Annotated in this window: 15 protein-coding genes and 1 tRNA gene; 9 read left to right on the top strand and 7 right to left on the bottom strand. The window is 51.5% G+C overall.

The features are described from left to right. Positions 1-19: 19 nt before the first annotated feature. Positions 20-1,363, top strand: coding sequence for an MFS transporter (locus tag CVV44_21260; protein ID PKL35574.1), 1,344 nt, complete (start codon positions 20-22; stop codon positions 1,361-1,363). Between the two features lie 28 nt (positions 1,364-1,391). After that, entirely contained in the window at positions 1,392-2,258 is an 867-nt protein-coding gene (locus CVV44_21265) for a radical SAM protein (protein ID PKL35575.1), read from the top strand. A gap of 104 nt (positions 2,259-2,362) precedes the next feature. On the opposite strand, the gene CVV44_21270 is transcribed toward CVV44_21265, so the two are convergent. Next, positions 2,363-2,435: transfer RNA gene (locus CVV44_21270), tRNA-Arg, on the bottom strand. A 110-nt stretch (positions 2,436-2,545) separates the two neighbouring features. Here CVV44_21270 and CVV44_21275 point away from each other — a divergent pair. Together CVV44_21275 and CVV44_21280 are read left to right on the top strand one after the other, a co-directional pair. Beyond that, positions 2,546-3,766, top strand: coding sequence for an OmpA family protein (locus tag CVV44_21275; GenBank protein ID PKL35344.1), 1,221 nt, complete (start codon positions 2,546-2,548; stop codon positions 3,764-3,766). Between the two features lie 24 nt (positions 3,767-3,790). After that, complete coding sequence (locus tag CVV44_21280; GenBank protein ID PKL35345.1) at positions 3,791-4,480, top strand: hypothetical protein; 690 nt, start codon at positions 3,791-3,793, stop codon at positions 4,478-4,480. A 43-nt stretch (positions 4,481-4,523) separates the two neighbouring features. Here the strand turns inward: CVV44_21280 and CVV44_21285 are convergent, their stop codons facing one another. From CVV44_21285 to CVV44_21305, 5 genes are all read right to left on the bottom strand, one after another. Beyond that, positions 4,524-5,927: a hypothetical protein gene (locus CVV44_21285; protein ID PKL35346.1), complete on the bottom strand. Its 1,404-nt coding sequence runs from the start codon at positions 5,925-5,927 to the stop codon at positions 4,524-4,526. Positions 5,928-5,946: 19 nt separating this feature from the next. Next, positions 5,947-6,603 carry a hypothetical protein gene (locus tag CVV44_21290; protein ID PKL35347.1) on the bottom strand — a complete coding sequence of 219 codons (657 nt, stop codon included), beginning with the start codon at positions 6,601-6,603 and terminating at the stop codon, positions 5,947-5,949. Positions 6,604-6,888: 285 nt separating this feature from the next. Beyond that, positions 6,889-7,851 (bottom strand): hypothetical protein, encoded by a 963-nt coding sequence (locus CVV44_21295; GenBank protein PKL35348.1) that lies wholly within the window; start codon positions 7,849-7,851, stop codon positions 6,889-6,891. Positions 7,852-7,863: 12 nt separating this feature from the next. Then, positions 7,864-8,832, bottom strand: a complete 969-nt coding sequence (locus CVV44_21300; protein ID PKL35349.1) for a hypothetical protein — start codon at positions 8,830-8,832, stop codon at positions 7,864-7,866. Positions 8,833-9,023: 191 nt separating this feature from the next. Then, a complete protein-coding gene (locus tag CVV44_21305; GenBank protein ID PKL35350.1) occupies positions 9,024-10,151 on the bottom strand; it encodes a DUF5009 domain-containing protein in 1,128 nt (375 codons plus the stop codon). A 265-nt stretch (positions 10,152-10,416) separates the two neighbouring features. Here CVV44_21305 and CVV44_21310 point away from each other — a divergent pair, with 265 nt between their 5' ends. The 5 genes from CVV44_21310 to CVV44_21330 all read left to right on the top strand — a co-directional run bounded on the left by CVV44_21310 (position 10,417) and on the right by CVV44_21330 (position 15,596). After that, positions 10,417-11,859, top strand: a complete 1,443-nt coding sequence (locus tag CVV44_21310; protein ID PKL35351.1) for a menaquinone biosynthesis decarboxylase — start codon at positions 10,417-10,419, stop codon at positions 11,857-11,859. Then, complete coding sequence (locus tag CVV44_21315) at positions 11,849-12,709, top strand: 4-hydroxybenzoate octaprenyltransferase (GenBank protein ID PKL35352.1); 861 nt, start codon at positions 11,849-11,851, stop codon at positions 12,707-12,709. The genes CVV44_21310 and CVV44_21315 overlap by 11 nt, the downstream gene beginning before the upstream one ends. 99 nt (positions 12,710-12,808) lie before the next feature. After that, positions 12,809-13,192 carry a nucleotidyltransferase domain-containing protein gene (locus CVV44_21320; protein ID PKL35353.1) on the top strand — a complete coding sequence of 128 codons (384 nt, stop codon included), beginning with the start codon at positions 12,809-12,811 and terminating at the stop codon, positions 13,190-13,192. Next, positions 13,173-13,595 carry a hypothetical protein gene (locus tag CVV44_21325; GenBank protein ID PKL35354.1) on the top strand — a complete coding sequence of 141 codons (423 nt, stop codon included), beginning with the start codon at positions 13,173-13,175 and terminating at the stop codon, positions 13,593-13,595. The genes CVV44_21320 and CVV44_21325 overlap by 20 nt, the downstream gene beginning before the upstream one ends. Before the next feature lie 48 nt (positions 13,596-13,643). Then, complete coding sequence (locus CVV44_21330; GenBank protein ID PKL35355.1) at positions 13,644-15,596, top strand: bifunctional metallophosphatase/5'-nucleotidase; 1,953 nt, start codon at positions 13,644-13,646, stop codon at positions 15,594-15,596. A gap of 228 nt (positions 15,597-15,824) precedes the next feature. On the opposite strand, the gene CVV44_21335 is transcribed toward CVV44_21330, so the two are convergent. Further along, positions 15,825-17,003, bottom strand: coding sequence for a hypothetical protein (locus CVV44_21335; GenBank protein PKL35356.1), 1,179 nt, complete (start codon positions 17,001-17,003; stop codon positions 15,825-15,827). Between the last annotated feature and the right edge of the window lie 328 nt (positions 17,004-17,331).

The following is a 17,331-nucleotide window of genomic DNA, read 5'->3' on the forward strand; positions in this document are numbered from 1 at the left end:
TGTTTGTATGGAGAAAATAATGAACCACAAACGTCTGTTTTCCTGGTCGGTCATCGCGGCCCTTGCCGGGTTTCTTTTCGGATTTGACACGATTGTCATCTCCGGCGCTGAGCAGAAGATACAACAGGTCTGGAACATGACGGGTTTCATGCACGGCCTGGCCATGAGCAGCGCCCTCTGGGGAACGGTAATCGGTTCGCTTACGGGCGGATGGCCCGCGGAACGGTGGGGCAGAAAGAAGACCCTGTTTATGATCGGAGCCCTGTATTTTGTCTCGGCCATCACCTCGGGAATCGCGCCGGATAAGTTTTTCTTCATGGCTTCACGATTTATCGGCGGTCTCGGGGTCGGCATGGCCACGGTCGCCGCTCCAATGTACATTTCTGAAATTTCTCCGGCACGGCTGCGGGGGCGTCTAGCCGGCATGTTTCAGTTTAATATCGTTTTCGGTATTCTTGTGGCGTTCCTGTCGAACTACCTCCTGGCCAGGTATGTGAATGAACAGATTGCCTGGCGCTGGATGCTGGGAGTCGAGGCCTTTCCAGCGCTGATATATACGATCTTTTGTCTCACCATTCCTGAAAGTCCGCGCTGGCTGATTGTGCATGGCGGTAAGTATGATGAAGGGCTTCGTGTGTTTCGCCTGATCAATCCGGATATGTCTGAGAGCGAAATAAAGGAACTGGCCGACAGTGTCAGGGTTTCTGCCGGTCACCGTGAAACGGCGGCAAAATTCTGGACCACGAGTCTCCGGATTCCCATTCTGCTCGCGTTTTTCGTCGCCTTCTTCAATCAGCTCTCGGGGATCAACGCAATACTCTACTTTGCCCCGCGAATTTTTGAATGGACCGGTCTGGGGGCTCGTGCGGCATTGCTGCAGTCCGTGGGAATCGGTATTATGAATTTGATTTTTACCTTTGTCGGATTGTGGATGATCGACAGGCTGGGCAGGCGCACGCTGCTGTACATCGGTTCTATCGGCTATATTCTTTCCCTGGGGACCTGCGCCTGGGCCTTTCACGCGGGGAATTATTCCATTGTCCCCATCTGCATTTTCGCCTTTATCGCGGCACATGCCATCGGGCAGGGAACCGTTATCTGGGTTCTCATCAGTGAGATATTCCCGAACCGGAACCGGGCGAACGGGCAGGCCCTGGGAAGTTTCACACACTGGTTTTTTGCCGCCTTCCTGACGCTGTTTTTTCCCCGCATGGCCGAATCCCTGGCGCCATCGACCATCTTCGCTTTTTTCTGTTTCATGATGGTCCTGCAGCTCATCTGGGTGAAGACCATGGTCCCTGAAACAAAGAATGTTTCGCTGGAAGAGATGCAGGAAAAACTGGGGATCGGGGCAGATAAGTAATTATTCCCGTCGCCTGAATATCATCGCCATGAAAAGATTTAAAAGAATATATATAGAAATAACCAATGTCTGCAATCTGAGCTGCAGCTTTTGTCCCGGTTCAGGAAGAAGACCGGAATTCATGGATGAAAAAACGTTTACCCTGATCCTCGATCAGGTAAAAGAGTTCTCGGACTACATCTATTTTCATGTGAAGGGTGAACCGCTTATGCACCCCCTTCTCGGCCGGTTTCTCGACATCAGCCATGAAAAAGGCTTCAGGGTCAGCCTGGCAACGAACGGCATACTTGCCGGGAAAATGAAAGACCTGCTGCTTGATAAACCGGCCCTCCGGCAGATAAGTTTTTCTCTTCACAGCCTGGAAGGGCAGTCGGACCTTTCTGAACAGGAAAAATATCTCGATGATATATTTTCCTTTGCCCTGGATGCCGTAAAAAAAACAAAAATGTTCATAGAATTCAAGCTGTGGAACCTGGACGGCGGAACGGAACACGACTTAAATGCGATGATAATTGACCGCATGGAGAAGAGACTTGCCGTTTCCGTGAAGGAACAGGAGAAAGAAGCTAAGGGGAAGGGGATACGGTTGTTGAATAAAATTTATTTAAGCAGGGCGGAAAAATTTTTCTGGCCCGATATGAAATCCCCGGATAACCATCCTCGTGGTTTTTGTTATGGATTGAAAAGACAGGCCGCCCTGCTCGTAGACGGTACCGTGGTCCCCTGCTGTCTTGACGGGCAGGGGATCATGAACCTGGGGAATATCCATGAAACGCCCTTCGCCGAGATTATTTACGGTGAACGGGCATCAAGTATCGTCCGTGGTTTCTCTGAAAGGATGGCTGTCGAGGAATTATGCAGAAAATGCACCTACCGGGACAGGTTTGATATTTGATCGCCGGGACCCCGGTTTTTCGCGGCGGGAAGTGATATCAAACGTCCCGCCGGCCGGGGTTTGCAAGAGGAATAAGGTGTATCTGAGAGCGGTACTACAGTATGTGCGTCTGACACGAGTTGAACGTGCGACACATGGCTTCGGAGGCCATTGCTCTATCCACTGAGCTACAGACGCGTAATTTACGGCACCATGGCCTTAAAAAAAGTCTTGCCTGACCGGTGTTTTCTGTCAATAATAAAAAATACCTGTAGAAGATATTCAAAAGGACTGGAGAAGTATCCCCGATGAAAAAGAGAGCAGCAAAAATGATTATGGCCATTCTCCTGGCGGGGAGTTCGCTTTTTGCCGGTGAAGAAGCCGCTCCGCAAAAGCTGCGGTTTAAGTACACGCCGGGCGAAAAGTACCGGATAGTGACTGAAGTAGAAGAGGATGTGCTGATCAATGGCGTCCTTACGCATCAGTCCATGATACTGAACAAGGTTGCCGTGGATACCGCCGAGGTCAAAGACGGTTCCGGCCGCCTTGATTGCGATTTCCAGATGTCCGAATCGTTCCAGGGCATGTTCAACACCTTTTATCTTAAAGAAAGCTACCGGTCACAGTTCTGGCGTGATGAACTGGGCGTTTTTACCATCGACGCGTCATTCTTCATGCCCGTCGTGCGCAATGTTCCCCGGTTCCCCGAAGGGACGGTTAAACCGGGCGATACCTGGACGGGCGATGCCGAGGAGGCCCATGATTTTCGCAGGAGCTACGGTATCGCCAATGCTTTCAGATTCCCCGTGAAGGTGCATTACACCTATCTCAGGGATGAGATCAAAGAGGGCGTGAAGACCGCCGTGCTGAAGGTTGAATTCACCGTTTTTCACCAGGTGAAGTACGAGGGCGTTCCGGCAAGACCCGTACCGGTGAAAATTACCGGCACATCGTCACAGCTCTACTGGTGGGACAGGGCTGCCGGACAGTTCCATTCTTATCACGAGGATTTCGATTTTATTTTCTTTCTCTCCAATGCCTCATCGGTCGAATACAGGGGAACGGCCGAGGGACGGCTTCTGAAATCACCGAAGCTTGACCGGGACCGTCTTGTCGATGAACTGAATAAAAAAATAAAAGAGGACAACATTGCCGATGCATCGGTCAGAAAGGATAAAAACGGCGTCACCATTATACTTGAGGACGTCCGGTTTCCGCCCAATTCCGATGAACTGACCAAGGCTGAAAAGGACAAGCTCACGCGTATAGCTGATATTTTAAAACAATTCCCGGAACGTGATTTTCTCCTAACGGGGCACACGGCGCGGGTCGGCGAGGAAAAGACTTCGCAGGTCCTGTCGGAACAGCGAGCCATGGCAGTCGCCGGTTACCTCGTTTCAAAAGGCGCCTGCGACAAGACCCGTATCGTTACACAGGGAAAGGGGTCCCGTGAACCGGCAGCGGACAATTCCACGGAAGAGGGGCGCAGGCGCAACCGCCGCGTGGAGATTACAATACTTGAAAACTAGCAATTGTGCAAAGGAGGCTTCATTATGTTCTGGTTGGCACTTATTCCCGGCATCGTCGCAATACTGTTCTTTCTCGTTGTAAGGGTCAAAAGAGGGGGGCTTCCCGGTACCCTGGCAAAATCCATACCGTCATTTTTTTTCATCGTCACGGCCTGCGCGGCCCTGGCTGCCAACCCTGACCAGTACCGGTATGGCCTGCTCATTATTCCCGGCCTGGTGTGCGGGCTCCTGGGCGATATCTGGCTCGATCTTAAGTATGCCTATCCCGGCGATGCCGATATCTATCTCTATGCGGGATTCTATTCATTTTTTGTCGGGCATATCTTTTTTATCACGGCGATATTCTCGCACTACGACTGGAACGTGCTCACTCTTGTGATCTCTTTCGTTCTTGCCCTGGCCGGTGCAGTGATCAATATCGCCCTGGAAAGGCCGCTCAAACTGAATATGGGCGCATTCAAAATCACGTGCTTTATATATGGACTTTCCCTTATGATGACCGCATCATCATCCATTGTGGCGGCATACGTAACCGGGGAAACAGTCTGGTATGTCATGTCCGCAGGAAGTATTTTCTTTCTTCTTTCCGACCTGGTTCTTTCCGGGACTTACTTCGGTGAGGGGAAAAACACTCCGGCCTATGTTGTGGTGAATCACGGCCTGTATTATATTGCGCAGTTTCTCATCGCGTCGTCGATTCTTTTTATGAAATGATTTATTATCTTTCCCCGGCAATAATGAGATCAGGGTTTTACCCTCACGCAATGAGCCCCAGCTGCCTCTTCTTTCGGTAGTGGTCTTTCACTCCCTTGATAAATGTAACACAGCGATTGATCTCCGTGAATTCCGGCAGACCGGCATTTTCAGCCACGGTGCGGTATTTGTCCATGTATTCCTGGCCGCCCGGTGCGATGAGCCACAGGGCCACGGGTTTTTCATACCGGTCTTTGAGCTTTGCCAGGTCAGCCATGTGATCGGGCGCTGTGAATGTGGAGGCCAGGCCCTCAACGATGACGGAATCAACCGCGGGGTCCTTCATGACAGCCTCCAGGGCTGTTGTATATACTTTTGCCAGGCCGTTTTTTTCCACGGCGGGCCACAGGTCCACGGGGTGCGTGGGGTCCATCCATTCCGGGAAGACGTTTTTAATCTCCTGCAGGGTCTCCGGTGAGAGTTCCGCCAGGGGAAGACCCTGGTCGTGGAGGAGGTCCGTGGTGATGATGCCGGCGCCGCCCGAGAAGGTGATGACTGCCGTACCACCCCGGTGGTTGCCCATAACGGTTTTGGAAAAGCCGCGGATGACGTCCATGAGCTCATGGGTGTCGTAGACCTGGACTATTCCCGCCTGTTTGAAGGCACCGGTGTAGACGGCTGATTCGCCCGAAAGGCTGGCCGTGTGACTCATGGCTGCTTTTGCGCCCATGGGGCTCCTGCCTGCCTTGAGTATAACAATGGGTTTATGCGTGGAACGGGCCAGCTCAAGGAACTTTCTGCCGTCGCTGATGGATTCGGAGTAGAGGCCGATAACGTCCGTGTTGTCGTCATTTATATAGTATTCCAGCAGTTCCGTTTCGTTAACGTCGCACTTGTTGCCGATGGAGGCCACCTTGCTGAGGCCCATACCGCCGCGTTCCAGCATCATCATGAGAAAACCGGCCGAGAGCATGCCGCTCTGGACAATGAGGGAAACATTGCCGGGCTGCATCAGGGTTTTCCAGTTATCCTGGTACATGAAGGAGAAAACGTTGCGGGAATGACCGTCGAGGAGACCCATGCAGTTGGGGCCCCAGAGACGGATGCCGTTTTCCCGGGCCAGCTTCATCGATTCATCCTGGAGGCGGCGTCCCTCATTACCCGTCTCGGAAAAACCGGCCGATTCGATGATGATGGCCTTCACTTTTTTGGCAGCGCAGGCTTTAATAGTTTCGGGCAGGAACTTCGCCGGGATGAAGTATATGACCAGGTCAAAATCTTCCGGTATGGAAGCGATGTCGGGATAGCAGGGAATGCCCAGTATTTCGGTATACTTGGGGTTTACGGGATAGACCCTGCCCGTGTATCCTCCCAGGGCGTTTCTCAGTATGTGGAATCCGCCGCGCTGGGGATTGTCCGTGGCGCCCAGGACGGCCACGCCTTTGGGATGAAAAAAATGATCGATCATGACAGTACTATCCTCCTCGTTATTTCAACACCAGTGCTTCTATGAAAACATTTTCAGCAAAGGTGAGCGTAGATTTCAGGTTTTTATTGAGCTTGTCCCCGGGATTTTTCATGTCCAGAGACTGAACGATTCCCAGGAACGCGCCCCAGAGAAGGTCCTGGAGCTGGTATACGTCGGATTTTTTAATGAGGCCCTGGTCCATGGCCAGGGTATAAATTTTTCTCATGCCGCGATAGCGCAGCCGCGCCGCATCGATGACCCTGGAACGCACTTCCTCGGTCACCTCGTCGATGATGCCCGTCAGGTTGAAGAGCATGAAAATCCGGAAGGCATCGGGGTCACGGCTGAAGATCCGGTAATAGGTGGCAAAATGGTCGCCGATGATAGCGGCGCCCGAGGTGTACTGGCCATGGGAGACTTTCTCCAGCATGGTTTCCATGTCGGTTTTGAGGTCCTCTATGACGGGGTAGGTAATGGTGCAGTAGAGCTCATCCTTGGTCTTGAAATACTGGTATATGGTGGGTTTGGATATTTCCGCCTCGACGGCTATTTCATCCATGGTGGCTTTGCGGTATCCCCGCGATATGAACATCCTTTTTGCCGCATCGAGAATGGACTGCATGCGCTGCTGCCGTTCACGTTCCCTTCGTTCCTGTATCATTGTACGGTTATCCATGTATTTAACTTAACTGATAGTTAAATCATTTTACTATCAGTTAAGCAATTGGCAGATTGTCAAGCCATTAATGTATGCTAACGAAGGCCCCCGGCGAAAATAGTCAAACTGTTCATAAACATACAGTCGCCACCCCTGGGAGGGGTTTTGAAATTGCTGTTGTTAAGCATTTTTAAAAGACTATTTTCAGATGACTGAGAGGTTTCAACGCCCCTTGTGGGGGCGGCGAGAATGAGTGCCGGTATCATATTGATACTTTCGCCGGGGTCCCAGGAGGGGGGATTGCTAATCAACGTGCTCTACGCGGTTGCGGCCCAGTTTTTTGGCGTGGTACAGGGAGGCGTCGGCCTTTTCGCGGAAGGCCGCCAGTTCCCGGGCCGTTTCGGGAAAGGAGCTGATGCCCAGGCTGGCAGTTACCGTGATGGCTTCCCCGCCGAAAAAGGAGGAAAAATCATTTTTTTCAACATCGAGGCGGATATTCTCTGCAATGCTTCCGGCCCTGGCGAGGTCCGCTTCGGGCAGTAGAATGGAAAATTCATCGCCACCGTAACGGGCAATGATGCCGTGTTTACTGATGTTTTTTTCTATGAGGGTCACCAGGGTCTTGATTAGGGAGTCACCGGTTTTATTGCCGTATTTTTCATTGATGTCACGGAAATTATCGATATCCATCATGATGAGCGAGAGGGGCTTGTTATTGCTCACGGAAATGGAAAAGAAATTTTCCAGGGCGTCATCCAGGAATGCCCTGTTGTACACGCCCGTCATCTCGTCGGTAATGACACGGCGGCTTGCCTTTTCTCCCCACTGCAGAATGTCGGAAAGGAACATGCTGGTGTTGGCGAAACTGTAGACCGTTGAATTAAGCATATGAAAGAGTATCTGCACCGCTATGCCGGTGTCCCGGTTCATGAGGTTGTGCAACTGGTCCTCCGTCATGGTAAGTATTTCGCCTTTCAGTGTCCCGATACAGGCCGTGAGGGATGGCCTGTCGCTGAAAAATGATACGATGTTGAAGACGTTCCCGGGGTGAAATTCCCCCTGTTTTCGTTCAACACGACCCGGCATTTTGAGGATGCTGTCGATAGCTCCGTCCAGTACAATGAAGAGTCTCCGGTCAACTTTGTCCTGGGGGACCACTACATCGCCTTTGTCAAAGGTGTACAGGGAGAAGGAATCAATGACAATGTCCAGTTCATCGCTGCTGAGTTGTGAAAATATATTGAGTTTTTTCAGTCTGTCTTTCATGAGATTCCTTTGTCAGGCCACTATTTTTCCGCCTCCGGCACTGCGGGCCCGGAGCATTCTTTCATGTGCCTTTTCCACCAGGGATTTGCTGCTCCCGGCATTATCGGGATACATGGCGATACCGATGCTTGATTTGAGAACCATCTCGGCATTCCCGGTTATGGCAGCCAGGTCGATTTCTTTATATGCCGCCTGGAGTTCCCTGGCAATGCCGATGGCCTTCTCGCGGTTTACGTTAAGGAGAACCGCGGCATATTCATCACCCCTGAAGCGCACACCCATATCCTCCTCGCGGAGCACGGACTGGAGGTAAATGGCCATGAGACGCAGGACCTGGTCGCCCGCCTCGTGGCCGAAGTTGTCATTGATTTCCTTGAAGTTGTCGGGCTTGATGATGAGAAGGGCGGCGCTGCTCTCCAGTTCCGGCAGGAGATTCACAAAATCCTCCTGGAGGTAGATTCGGTTGTAGAGGCCTGTGAGCTTATCCATGAGGAGCTGCTTGCGCAGGTCCGTGACCCACCGGGCCTTCTGCTGTACCTCCATGTTTATGTTCCAGATCCTGTCGGAGACTATGCCCAGGAGGCGGTAGAGCAGATTGGCGAAAACGTCGGGATGGCGTTGGAAAATATCCGATGAGGTATGTGCTTCGTCCGGGAAGCGCAGGAGCATGGTATCCTTGTCGGCAAAGGCCGAAGCGCTGCGCAGAGACTGGCCGAGAAAATCCAGCTCGCCGAAGGACTCGCCCTCGATGATCTGGGCGATTTCGATATCGTCACCGTCCTTGACGTTTATGATCCCCACGCGTCCCTGTTCCACCACGTAAAAATCTCTGGCCAGGGAGCCCTGGACGAACACGGGCTTCCCCTTTTTTATATGAACAAATTCGCAGTACCGCGAAATCGTGTCCAGTTCATATTCCCGGAGCTCCCGGAAAAAATCGACCTTCCGGAGCAGTTCTACTTTATCTTCGTGCAGTGCCATGGGTTCCTATGTATATCGACAGGTTTGTAATTCTAAATAAGTGTAATATGGTACCGGTATTTCTGTCAATAACAAGTCAGGGAGAAATCAAAAGAATGTCGCCACAGAGGCACGGTGAGTTTGATATGACGGATTCAGCTTGAGTTGCATACCAGTGAGGAGTGCATGGATAGGAGTAAAATACAGAATTTTTAAATTTTAATGAAGACTTTTTTCCGGTACAGAGAAGCCATGGCAAGCACCCACAGAATCAGAAAACCCAGCGCATAGCCCAGGGAGGCGGCGCAGGGCTCCAGCCACGATGCATAAAGTGTCCGGTGAATCATAGCTTTCATGGTAATTGCCGTGCCCGGCATGGTGGTGACGGCGAGAAATTTTCCCAGGGCCGAGGAAAGGATGTAGGCTGTCAGGGCATTGGCGCCCAGGACCGTGAAGGGCATGGCCCACTTTGAGAACCCTTTCGTGTCCATGATCCGCCGCAGCAGGGAAAGATGCGCCAGGGCCAGGCCTGTCATAAAAAGAACATACGATGGTGTCCAGAGATTTTTGTTTATGGGTATCCAGCGGTCCAGGGCCAGGCCCGCTGCGGTACAGATAATGGCTGCAGCAATCATGAGGACCGATTTCACTTTTTCCGGTATGCCGGAACGCAGAAGGTCCGCCGTGAAGACACCTGCCAGGGTCGATACTGCGGCGGGCAGGGTAGAGAGGATTCCCTCGGGATCAAAGCCCGGGACCGGGGCATGCTCATAGGTATGTCCTGCCAGAATGAGGCGGTCCAGGTACAGACACCAGTTTGCATCCAGGGCAAGGCCCGGAGCAGGGGAGCCGGGCGGCGGTATAAAAAGAAGCAGTGCTCCGTATCCCGCCAGTATGGTCAGGGCAATAATCCATTGATACGTCCGTTTCATGTAGAGAAAAGACAGGGCAGCCAGGAGGTAACAGAGGCCTATGCGCTGGAGCACGCCGGGAATGCGCATCGCGGCAAAATCAAAGTTCGGGAAAAGGTTCAGGATAATTCCCAGCAGAACAAGAAGGCCCGTGCGTCTCGGGATTTTGAGGATCAATGCCTTTTTCGGTGCCCCGTCTTCAATTTTTGATGATAACGACAGGGGGATGGACATACCCACGGCGAAGAGGAAAAAGGGAAAGACAATATCAGCGCCGTGCCAGCCGTGCCACGCCGCGTGTCTGAGAAAGGGATATACGCCGGACCAGTCGCCCTGATTGTTCACGATAATCATCATGGCGATGGTCATGCCCCGGAACACGTCCAGGGAGAGAAGGCGCTTTCTGGTGTTGTCGGTTGCCTGTTTCATGGGTTTCCGGTACTTTTATTACGTGATTTATGCAATGTCAATTATTATGATGGTTGGGAAGAGAATATTTCATTGCTGCAAGTCATTTTTGGCTTGAATTATCAGCCTCTCTGTAATTAGTGAATAATGACTATTTGGCCTAAAATCCCCAAGAGGGGGGCTTCCATAAAATGGATTTCAAACCCCAACCGGGGGTGGCGACTGAAAATTTTTATTATATAAGTATCTTCGCCGGGGGCGTTGTACTAAAATTCGGAGTGAACCCATGGCATTTAAAAACCTGCACGATTTTATAGACGCCCTTGAAAAGAAGGGTGAACTGAGGCGGATATCCGTGGAAGTGGACCCCTTCCTTGAAATAACGGAAATCACGGACCGCATGAGCAAGCCCGCGGGACCGGCCCTGCTCTTTGAAAAGGTGAAGGGCTCGCCCTATCCGCTGCTCATCAATGCCTTCGGCAGTTTCGGCCGCATGGAGCTGGCCCTGAACTGCAACTCCCTCGACGATGTAGCCGCGAAGATCGAGGGCCTGATAAAAATGCAGCCGCCCCGGGGGCTCATGGACAAAATCAGGATGCTTCTGCAACTGAAGGATATAGCTTCCCTCATGCCGAAACAGGTGTCCCGTGCCGCCTGTCAGGAGCAGGTTTTTGATTCGGGCCCGCTGCTTGATTTGCTGCCCATCCAGACCTGCTGGCCCGGTGACGGCGGTCCCTTTATCACCCTGCCGCTTGTGATCACAAAAGATCCGGAAACAGGCATCCAGAACATGGGCATGTACCGAATGCATAAATACGATAACACCTCAACGGGCATGCACTGGCAGTACAACAAGGACGGCGCACGTCATTATGAAAAGTATAAAAAACTGGGGAAACGCATGGATGTAGCCGTGGCCCTGGGAGGCATACCCGCCGTTACCTACGCGGCATCGGCACCCCTGCCGCCCGATGTGCCGGAACTCCTCTTCGCGGGATTCCTGGAGTCCCGGGCCATAGAAGTGGTGAAGGCAAAGACCGTGGATCTCCTGGTGCCTGCCGAATCGGACTTCATCATCGAGGGTTACGTTGATCCCGGTGATACGCGCATCGAGGGGCCCTTCGGCGATCATACGGGATTTTATTCCGCCGCCGATATTTACCCCGTATTCCATGTAACGTGCATAACGGCGCGGCACGGCGCCGTGTACCCTTCCACGATCGTGGGCAAGCCGCCCATGGAGGACTGCTACATGGCCAAGGCCACGGAGCGGCTGTTCCTGCCTATGCTGAAGTTCGTCATACCCGAGGTCGTGGATATGAACCTGCCCATGGAGGGAGTATTCCACAACTGCGCCCTGGTTTCCATTAACAAGGAATTTCCCGGCCAGGCCAAGAAGGTAATCAATGCATTCTGGGGCCTGGGGCAGATGTCTTCCACGAAAAGCGTGGTGGTCTTTGACAAGGATATCGATCTGAATGATTCAAGCACGGTGCTCTGGAAACTCCTGAACAATGTGGACCCGCGGCGTGATATGATATTTTCCGAGGGACCCCTGGACGCACTGGATCACAGCGCCCCCTATGCCAATTTTGGCGGCAAGGTGGGTATCGACGCTACGCGTAAAACAAAGGAGGAGGGCATGGGGCGACCCTGGCCCGACGAGATAGCCATGTCCGATGACATAAAAAAACTGGTGGACGGGCGGTGGAAAGAATATGGATTTTAAAAAATTCTCACAGATGATAATGATCGAACAGACCCTTTTTGCACTGCCTTTCGCCTACATGGGAATTCTCTTTGCCGGGGGAGGCTCGCCTGCGCAGTGGCTCTGGGCCACGCTGGCCCTTTTCGGCGCCCGTACAGCGGGCATGTCATTTAACCGGGTCCTGGATGCGCGTATCGATGCGAAAAATCCCCGCACGGCCGGAAGGCATATTCCCACGGGAGAGCTGTCCGTAGTGTCCGTGTGGCTTATGTCCCTGCTGGCCTGTGCCGTTCTTGTCGGGTCCTCATATATGCTGAACAGACTCTGTTTCTACCTTTCCTTTGTCGCCGTTGCGCTCCTCTTTACGTATTCGTTTTTTAAGCGTTTCAGCGCCTCGTCGCATTTTTACCTGGGATTTGTCGAGGCGGCGGCGCCTGTTGGGGGGTATCTTGCCGTGACCGGCGCCTTTGCGCCCATGGCCTTCATGCCCGGCCTTGCCATCATGTTCTGGATAGCCGGGCTGGATATTCTCTACGCCATGCAGGATATGGACCATGACCGGCGCGAGGGACTTTTTTCCATTCCGGCTCGCTACGGCCGGGAAAAGGCCCTTGCCCTTTCAGGATCGTCATATGTTCTTGCCCTGGCCTCGCTGACGGGCGCCGGGATTATGGCCGGTCTGGGTCTTATGTACTGGACTGCCGTATCGGCCGTGGCATTTATCTTCTTCCGGCAGCAGGCCCTGGCGCGTACCGAGGGACAGGAGCTACAGGCATCGGTGCTGCAGATATTTTCCCTTAACCGGTTTATTTCACCGGTTATCTTCATCGGAATGTTCATGGATGCCATGTTCAGAAATTTATTCCGGTGACGGGATCGCAATATTTTTATCGTGCGCTCTTAACATGGGGTTGACATCGAGAATGATCTGATGTTAAATGTAAACTTCATTTGAAGGTGTATTATCCCCATGGAAAAATCAATAATACAGTATTTATTTAAACGTATTCCCATCAATACCATTTATCTGTATGGTTCTTTCGGGAGAGGTATGGAGAGAAACGATAGTGATGTCGATATAGCCATAATTCCCGGGAAGGAACAGGATACAAAAGAGCTGTTTGATATATCCTGTGATTTGGCCGTAATAATCGACAGGGATGTGGACCTGGTGGATTTTACCGCCGTTGATCCCTTTCTCCGTGCGGAGATAATAAGGAGCGGCAGAATCATTTATTGCGCCGATCATGAGGTTCGCCTGCAGCATGAAATGAGGGCACTGAAAGATTACAGCCGCATACGAGAGGAGCGGGCGATGATAATAGAGGCCAGGTATGGATGTTATTCTGAATAAAGCCGATTCCATTGAACGATGCATAAAGCGGATTCATGAAGAGTATGATGAAAAACCTGAGAACCTGCGGAATTTTACACGGCAGGATTCTATCGTACTGAATCTTCAGAGGGCGTGCGAGCTGGCCATCGATATGGCAAACTATGTCAATTCGCGATACCGCTTCAGCATTCCTAAAAGCAGTAGGGACAGTTTTAAAGTCCTCCAGGAAAAGAGAGTTATCAGCGAAGAAATAAGCGGCAGATTGCAGAAGATGGTGGGATTTAGAAATCTTGCCATTCATGATTACAGAAAACTAGATCTATCTATCCTCCAGTCCATCGTTGAGACTAATTTGCAGGATTTTACCGTTTACAGTGAAATGATTGTCACGTTTGTAAAAGAAAATCCCGTATTGTTATAACACTGCGCATTTTTCAATCAACTGTTTTAAAAATATCCGGAGGTTTCCATGATGAAAAAAACTTTGTACCTGATAATCTTTTCATTTCTTCTTGTTCCAGCGCTTCTCCTTGCCGGGGAAAAACCCTTCACTATAATCCACACCAACGACATGCATTCACATATGCTGGGATACTCTCCCAACAGGGACTATACGCCGAATATCGTAAACGATGACAAAACCGTGGGAGGCTGGGCCAGAATAGCCACGGTCATCAGCGATACGAAAAAGGCCCGTAAGAGCCCGGTCCTGGTTCTCGATGCCGGTGACTACATGATGGGAACCCTTTTTCACATGGTGGGCCGCGAGTACGCCTTTGAGCTTCGTACCATGAAACAGATGGGATATGAGGTGGTGACCCTGGGAAACCACGAGTTTGATCTCATGCCGCGGGGCCTGGCGCGCATACTTGAGTCAGGGACGAACCTTGGCGGCATACCAGCGGTTGTAAGTTCCAACCTGATATTCAGCAAGGAGAGCGATAAGGACGATTCCCTGGAAAAGGCTTATGAAAAGGGACTGATACGGCCATGGCATATCATAAAAAAGGACGGCATCACCTTCGGCTTTTTCGGTTTAATGGGAAAGGACGCGGGAGAAGTGGCCCCCTTCGCCTCACCGGTGGAGTTTAAAGACCGGGTCGAGGTCGCACGCAAAATGGTGGCTCTTCTTCGCAATGAGAAAAAGGTCGATGTGGTGATACTCCTGTCCCACAGCGGGCTCTGGGCCGACCCGGAGAAATCCGAGGATGAACTTCTCGCCGCTGAAGTCCCGGGCATTGATATCATCATCAGCGGTCACACGCACACGAAGCTGGACAAGCCTCTCATAGTCAAAAATACAATTATTGCTCAGGCATGGGCCTACTGCAAGGAGGTAAGCATAATTGACTTTGCCCTTGTGGACGGGAAGGTTGTTTTGAAAAAAAATGAATTTGTCGCAGTTGATGACTCTATTAAGGGCGATCCTGCCATAATGAATCTCATCAATATCGATAAAACGGCCGTTAACATGAAGGTGCTGGCGCCTCTGGGCCTGGGGTTTGATTCCATCATCGCCCATACGGATTTCGAGATATTCAACGAAGAGGCCGAATCGAACCTGGGGAACATGATCGCCGACTCTATATGCTGGTATGCCGATAAATTCGAATATGATCCGAAGGACCCGTCATCAAAGATCGATATAGGCGTCATCTCGGGCGGTGTCATCCGTGACGATATATATCCCGGGACTAAGGGCAATATCGCCGTGAGCGATCTTTTCAGAACTATTCCCCTGGGCATCGGCATGGACGACACCATGGCCTATCCCCTCATCACCATTTATATCAATGCCGCCGAGGTGAAGAAAGCCCTGGAAATCCTCACCACCATTTATCCCCTGAAGGGCGAAGATTACTTTCTGCAGATATCGGGCCTGAAATTCACGTATAATCCCAACCGCATGCTTTTCGACCGCGTCACGGAAATATGGATCGGCAGTGAGGAAAAAGGATACGAACTTCTGGATTACAGCAGCGGCAAAAACAAAAAGCTCTACAAGGCCTGCGCCGACATCTACAACGCCACCTTTCTGAAAATCGTAGGCAGTTTTACCAAGGATATTCTGAAGATCGTGCCCAAGGATAAAGACGGCAATCCCGTGTCGGATCTGGTTACGCGCCGTATCGATGCCAATAAAACAAAGGAAGGCATCCAGGAGGTGAAGGAATGGGTTGGCCTCCTTGAATACGTACGCAGCTTTCCCGATACCAACGGTGACGGTATTCCCGACGTGCCGGAAAAATACAAGGGCCCCCTGGGGCGTACCGTGGCCGTGGCGAGTCTCAATCCTTACCGGCTCCTGAGGCGCGGCACCTGGGTTACCTGGGCCGGTTTCGGTATCATTGTTCTGCTGCTGGGTCTCGGCGCCGGGGCGGTGGTAGTGGTGAGGCGCTTTGTGGTGAAGAAACGGGCGTAGGCAAAGGGAACAGTGAATAACAAAACTTAAATAATTTACAGGAAGAACTGAAGAGCGCGAAGGCCCCCGGCAGATGGAAGTAATGTCTGTCGATAAAAGTTCCTTCGCCGCCCCCTGAGGGGGCTGGGGATGTGTTGTAGAAATGCAAAATACAAATTTTCAGGAATTCAGTAAAAAAAGGGGTGATCCTTATAGGACACCCCTTTTTTTGCAAGCACGGGATCCGGCTTACCGGTAATCGTGGATGATCGCGTCTTTGTTGCTGCCGAAGAACATCTGTTCCCAGATGGCCCCGGTTTTCATGGTTGTTTCTTTTCCTTTTTCAGTAACAGTCAGTATGGCGTCACCCGTTGTCCTGATGTAGGTGGGATTGGCGCCGATGAGCTTGGCCACCCTGATCATGAAGGGCGAGAGGGTGCTGACATCGAGGAGGTTTACGACCATGATGTCGTTTTTCCTTTTCAGGTCGATTTTATATACGGTTCCATCAGCTGTCTTCTGGATATAGGTCATGGTGTTGTCGATGAATTTTTTTGTCACGGGATGCTGCACCGTGTCGGCCCGTGTTATGGCCAGGGTCTGTTCATTGTCATCGAGAATTTTGCCGTTCCTGGCGGCCATGAATACGGGAAGGCGTGTGTACCCGAATTTTTTCTCGCTTACGAGATCACAGGCTATGATGGTGTATTCGCCGAAGGCGGCGCGGGACCAGTACCAGTGGTTGAAGAGCTTGTTCATCTCCTCGTTGCCCCAGTTGTGGTCATGGTATCCCATGCCCTTGAGTTTCCGCACGTCTTTGCCCATGGAGAGCGTGGCTGTTATTTCAGCTGCGGGAACGGCTACGAACCAGGCGAAATATTTTTCGGCTTTTTCGCCGAAGTACCAGTGCCCCGTTCCGGGACGCCACATGGGAAGCGTCGGCTTCATGAGGAGGTCATAGGTGAGTTCGCCGTCTTTATAGCGTATCTCGTAATTGCCGTTTTTATAACGGATATAGCTGTCCTTGATTTTCACATCGCAGACGTCTTTCGAGGCGTCAATCAGTTTGCCTTCACTGTCCGCGATCTCCCTGGAGATGTGTTTCCCGTCGGGAAGATTGATATCGATCGTGACAGTGGGATGCGCCGGGCCCTTGACATCGAAGCGGTACTTCGTATAGAATACAACGACGACCTTGGTGTGGTCGGAATATTCGGCGTCAATGTACCACCATTCATAGGTGCCCTCTTTGCCCGTTGATCGGATTCCGTCTTCCCGGGGTGCCGTTTCCCGGCCGATACCCAGGCTGTCGTAATGCTTCTGGTCTTTTGCCAGAAAGGCCCCGGCTTTGGAATCGGAACCTCCGCATCCCATGGATGTGATAACCAGTGCCGTGATGAACACTGTAATGGCTGTTTTTAATTTCATTTTTTCTCCTTTACTCCTGTTCCGGCGTTATGACCGATGTGATCCTTCTGCCGGTGATGATATTAATATGTATATAGCACGACAGGATAAATTAATCAACCGGAATTTATAACAGGCTTCTTTATGGTGTGCACTGATACGAGTTTCTTCCTTAAAAAATAATCCAGGAACCCCGGCGAATGTATTTCTCCTTTGCAATCATCTGTTGTCGCCACCCCTGAAAGGGGTTTTAAAATATTATTTTGAGACTGAATGTTTTTAACCCCCTCCGGGGGTGGTGGCGTAATGTGAATGAACTGATTGTATTTATTCGCCGGGGGCCCGGGTG

This window comes from Spirochaetae bacterium HGW-Spirochaetae-1 (assembly GCA_002839375.1).
Classification (GTDB): domain Bacteria; phylum Spirochaetota; class UBA4802; order UBA4802; family UBA5550; genus PGXY01.